Annotated in this window: 1 rRNA gene; it reads right to left on the bottom strand. The window is 52.8% G+C overall.

Annotated features, from left to right (window positions below):
- Window positions 1-97 (bottom strand): 5S ribosomal RNA (gene rrf, locus ACFCTO_RS12190); the annotation flags it as partial.
- Between the last annotated feature and the right edge of the window lie 248 nt (window positions 98-345).

Raw genomic sequence — 345 nt, 5'->3', positions numbered from 1 at the left:
CCCAGGGGGCCTCCCCCCAAGTACTTTCGGCGTTTGCGGGCTTAACTGCTGTGTTCGGCATGGGAACAGGTGGATCCCCGCAGCTATCGCCACTGAATTATGTTATTCAGGCGTCGGACAAGTCCGACGTAAGCGATTCACACAGTTTTGCGTGTCGTCTCCGACTCCTTCAAAACTGGTTCTCTGCTTATCGTATCCTGACAACTGCATAAAAATGTTTTCTTCTTAACGGGCCGCCCACGTGGCGACCCCTACCAATCGGTAGGAATATTTGTAGTCAAGTCCTCGGTCTATTAGTACCGGTCCGCTCCGTACATCGCTGTACTTCCACTCCCGGCCTATCAA

This window comes from Megasphaera indica, assembly GCF_046614755.1.
Classification (GTDB): Bacteria; Bacillota; Negativicutes; order Veillonellales; family Megasphaeraceae; genus Megasphaera; species Megasphaera intestinihominis.
This window is presented reverse-complemented; position numbering and strand designations above follow the sequence as displayed.